The organism is uncultured Campylobacter sp., from assembly GCF_937949835.1.
GTDB lineage: Bacteria > Campylobacterota > Campylobacteria > Campylobacterales > Campylobacteraceae > Campylobacter_B.
In genome coordinates this window covers 1-3,784 of sequence record NZ_CALEDC010000244.1, presented here as the reverse complement: position 1 = coordinate 3,784, position 3,784 = coordinate 1, and the positions used below count along the sequence as shown (strand labels likewise).

General features: G+C 45.9%; 4 protein-coding genes and 1 pseudogene. 1 reads left to right on the top strand and 4 read right to left on the bottom strand.

Going from position 1 to position 3,784, the window contains the following annotated elements; all coding sequences use genetic code 11:
- Positions 1 to 500: 500 nt before the first annotated feature.
- The 4 genes from Q0256_RS05580 to rpmB all read right to left on the bottom strand — a co-directional run bounded on the left by Q0256_RS05580 (position 501) and on the right by rpmB (position 3,504).
- Positions 501 to 731 (bottom strand): YdcH family protein, encoded by a 231-nt coding sequence (locus Q0256_RS05580; protein WP_177387402.1) that lies wholly within the window; start codon positions 729 to 731, stop codon positions 501 to 503.
- Between the two features lie 246 nt (positions 732 to 977).
- Positions 978 to 2,171, bottom strand: coding sequence for a bifunctional glutamate N-acetyltransferase/amino-acid acetyltransferase ArgJ (argJ, locus tag Q0256_RS05575; protein WP_297960911.1), 1,194 nt, complete (start codon positions 2,169 to 2,171; stop codon positions 978 to 980).
- Positions 2,164 to 3,294: a potassium channel protein gene (locus Q0256_RS05570; protein WP_297960908.1), complete on the bottom strand. Its 1,131-nt coding sequence runs from the start codon at positions 3,292 to 3,294 to the stop codon at positions 2,164 to 2,166. Before Q0256_RS05570 ends, argJ begins: the two co-directional genes overlap by 8 nt.
- 18 nt (positions 3,295 to 3,312) lie before the next feature.
- Entirely contained in the window at positions 3,313 to 3,504 is a 192-nt protein-coding gene (gene rpmB, locus Q0256_RS05565) for a 50S ribosomal protein L28 (RefSeq protein WP_040304421.1), read from the bottom strand.
- A gap of 143 nt (positions 3,505 to 3,647) precedes the next feature.
- Between rpmB and Q0256_RS05560 the strand changes: the two are divergent.
- Positions 3,648 to 3,784, top strand: a pseudogene (locus Q0256_RS05560) (ribulose-phosphate 3-epimerase); the annotation flags it as partial.

The following is a 3,784-nucleotide window of genomic DNA, read 5'->3' as shown; positions in this document are numbered from 1 at the left end:
AAATTCTAGCGCCAACTTTAGATTTCTACGAAATGCGGAATTTTAAAGTAGGTATTACGCCTGAAACAAGCAAAACGCAAGATTTGAAATTTACTAGAAAATGCTCGCTGCAAAGTAAAATTTAAGAGCCAGGCTGCAGGCGACGCAGCGTAAATTTTAATTTACTCTGTAGCGCAAAACGCATTCAGCAAGAGATATTTTTGGAAGCGGAAAGGGCGATAGAGAGCCGTAACGAATTATATTTGATTGCGCTAATACCGCATTGTTGGTACATGCAGTGATGTAGCCGATACGTAAAAATTATTTAGTGGTGTCAAGGCGGAGCGTGCGGTATAAATTTTAACTCGTTTTGGCGCGCTGTTTTAATATCTCTATCATGCGAGGCAAATTTAAGCGGTTAAACTTATTGAGATTAGAAAATTCTAAACACGGATTAAAGCTTAGCGGCGAAATTAGCCTTGCTAGCACTCTGCTGCATCTTAATTTCGCCGCAAGCAACTTTATTTATCTGCCTTTTCGGCTTTATATTGCGCTAGCAGGGTGCCTAGCTCATCTTTTATGCGAAGCTTTTCTTTCTTCATCGCATCGATCTCCAGATCGCTCATATGCACTCTGCCGGCTTGTGCGTCGGCGATCTTGTGATCCAGCTCGTCGTGTTTCTCGAAAAGCGAATCAAATCGCGCGTTTTTGCCTTTTAACTCAGTGATTAAATCTCTGTATTCATGAAACATGCCTACTCCTTTGAAAAATTTATTCAAGTATATCAATAAAGCGCTTAAAACCTAATTTCAGCTATCAAATTTAGACTGAATTTCACGCATGAGATTCCAAATTTTAAGAGGTAAAATTTTAGTATTTAAAAATTTAAAACAGGCAAATTTAAATGATAAAATTTTAAGAGCAGAGCTTTAAAGCCCTGCTGCTATTCGCTATTTTCGAGACGAGATTTTTATTATGAAAGAGTAAGCTGTGAATCTTTATGATCTATAATCCGCGTTGATTTTTACGTAGTCGTAGCTAAGATCGCAGCCGTATGCGCTAAACTCGCCATCTCCGAGCCCTAAATCGCACCAGATCGTAAAGCTTTTTTGCTGCATTACGGCGTGAGCCGCGGCCTCGCGCGCGGCGTCCAGCTCGCGATTTTGCGCGTCATAAAGCAGCACGTCGTCGTATTTGATACGCAGCTTTTCTTCGTCGCATTCGATGCCGCAGGCGCCTATGGTCGAGGCTATGCGACCCCAATTCGGGTCTTCGCCGAAGATCGCCGTTTTAACAAGCGGCGAATTGCTTAGCGCCTTTGCCGCCGTGCGAGCGTCTTCGGCATTTGCGGCACCGCTTACCCTAAATCGCACCAGCTTGGTTGCGCCTTCGCCGTCTTTTACCAGCATTAGCGCGAGTTCGTGCGTAAGGGCGTTTAGTGCGGAGGCGAAGGCATCCTTTTCGTAAGCGCATTTAGCGCTGCTGCAGAGCATAATCGTATCGTTGGTGGAGGTGTCGCCGTCGACGCTTACGGTGTTGAAACTCTGCTCCGCCGACTTTTTTAGCAGCTCGTCCATATCCGCGCGCGGGATTTTTGCGTCGGTTAGGACGAAGCAGAGCATGGTCGCAAGCGCAGGATTGATCATACCCGCGCCCTTGCAAACGGCTGCGATGTGAAATTTCTCGCCGTTTTCTAAAGAAATTTCATATGCAAGCTCCTTTTTTATCGTATCTGTCGTCATAATGGCCGTGGCTAGGGCGTCTGAGTTTCGCGCCGAGAGGTTAAAATTTTGCGCGGCGGCGATAATTTTTTCCTTTTTGAGGCGGTAGCCGATGACGCCGGTGGAGCTCATAACGGGGTTCATCAGAGCGGTCTTTTTGCCAAGCTCGCTAAAAATTTCATCGATATCGGCGATGCCTTGCTCCCCGGTCATCGAGTTTGCGTTTTTAGAATTTACGAGGATAAAATTTGTTTTAAGCTCTCCGCCCGCGCCTTCTTGCGCCCTTTTGAAATGCCTAATCGGCGCGGCTTGAAATTTATTGCTCGTAAAGATCGCGCTTACGGCAAAGGGCTCATCTGCGCGGATAAATCCCAGATCGTTACCCTCTTTTTTAAAGCCCGAATTTACGCCGTCAAAATAAAAGCCCTCGACATTTTGCAAGCCACCCTCGAGCTTAGCGATTTTAAACATATCTCATCTCCTGTGGCTTGTATTTGCTGCGGATGAGTTTTTTAGTGTTGCGGATGCCCTCTGCCGTGCCGATGACTAAAAATTTCACTCCCGTACCGATAAGATAGTCGCCATCCGGCATCGGAATGAAGCGGCTGTTGGGCTCTTTGATTCCCACGACGTCGGCGTTTGTAAAATCACGCAAGCGAGTTTCTTTTAGGCGCTTAAAGCGGATCCACGAAAAATCGGGCACCGTGATCTCTTCGATATCAATGAGAGAGTCTTTTTTATACAAAAATCGCTCCAAAATGTTTTCCATATCGGGGCGCACGCTGATCGCAGAGAGCCTTTGTGCCGCGAGTTTGGATGGTGAGACGATAGAATTTGCGCCGAGTTTTTTTAGCCTCTGCGTGTCGCTGTCATCATCGCTATTTGCCATGATGAAGTAGGGGGTGATGCGACCAAGCTCCTTTTCGTATAGGCGCACTAGCGAGATTATTGCGATATTATCGGCTAAATTTGGACTTAGCGTGATGACAGATTTCGCAGATGACAGATGCGCTTTTAGCATCGTGGTTTCCACGTGCGGCTCGCCTACGATGAAATATGGATAGCGGTTTTCTTCGGCGATTTTGGCTAGAGCGGGATCGGGGTCGATCACGACAAAAGGCAGATGATTTTCGCGAAACTGCTTGGCAAGCTCGGCGCAGTAGATGTTGTTGTAACAGATAATGTAGTGGTTTTTGAGTCTTGCGATGTTATTGATCATTCGTTGCTCCCTAAGTAAATTTTGAAGTTTGCCGTTTTTTATGACCTCGACGACGACGCCCAGGCAAAACGAAAAGGTTCCAAAGCCCATGAGGATGAATAAGACGGTAAAAATTCTGCCCGCGGGCGATATCGGCGCTACTTCGGTAAAACCTACCGTCGTGAAGGTCATACCCGCCTGATAAAAGGCGTCCACGAGCGAAAAGCCCGCTATAAAAACATAGCCTAGCGTGCCGATTAGCATCATCAGCACGATGGTTATCAGCGGTAAGCGAAAAGGGCGTAGCTGGTCGTAAATTTCTGTGTAGAGGTTGATGTCCGGCTTAGTCGAGCCGGACCAGTCGAGGAATCGCTTGATCTTGTCCAAAACAGACATAAATTCCTCTTTAAGAGGTTATTTTGATTGTTTTTTCATAGTTCGTAGAGTTGAGGCGGCTACTTTGATTCGTCTGGTTGAGCCGTCTTCTAGCTGAACGCGGATGGTGCGTAGATTGACCTGGAATTTCTTTTTGGTCCTGTTATTTGCGTGGCTGACGTTGTTTCCTACCATCGCACCTTTGCCGGTGATTGCGCATCTTCTTGCCATAATAAATCCTTGATGATTAAAATAAATGGCGATTATAGCGAAAAAATTTCAAATTATGCTTAAAATCCGCTGCGGTTTAAATTTAGCGAAATTTATGACAAAACTAAGTAAAATTCCGCATCTTGAAATTTTAAAGGAATTTTATGTATGTAGCACCCAGTATTTTATCGGCGGATTTTGGAAAGCTTGCGGAGGAAATCCGCGCAGTCTGCGAAGCGGGCGCCGATCTCATTCACGTGGATGTGATGGACGGGCATTTCGTACCCAATCTCACGATCGG

Bases quoted from the DNA above. Each gene is read 5' to 3' on its own strand.
- Q0256_RS05580 (WP_177387402.1), bottom strand. From the start codon at position 731: ATGTTTCATGAATACAGAGATTTAATCACTGAGTTAAAAGGCAAAAAC.
- argJ (WP_297960911.1), bottom strand. From the start codon at position 2,171: ATGTTTAAAATCGCTAAGCTCGAGGGTGGCTTGCAAAATGTCGAGGGC.
- Q0256_RS05570 (WP_297960908.1), bottom strand. From the start codon at position 3,294: ATGTCTGTTTTGGACAAGATCAAGCGATTCCTCGACTGGTCCGGCTCG.
- rpmB (WP_040304421.1), bottom strand. From the start codon at position 3,504: ATGGCAAGAAGATGCGCAATCACCGGCAAAGGTGCGATGGTAGGAAAC.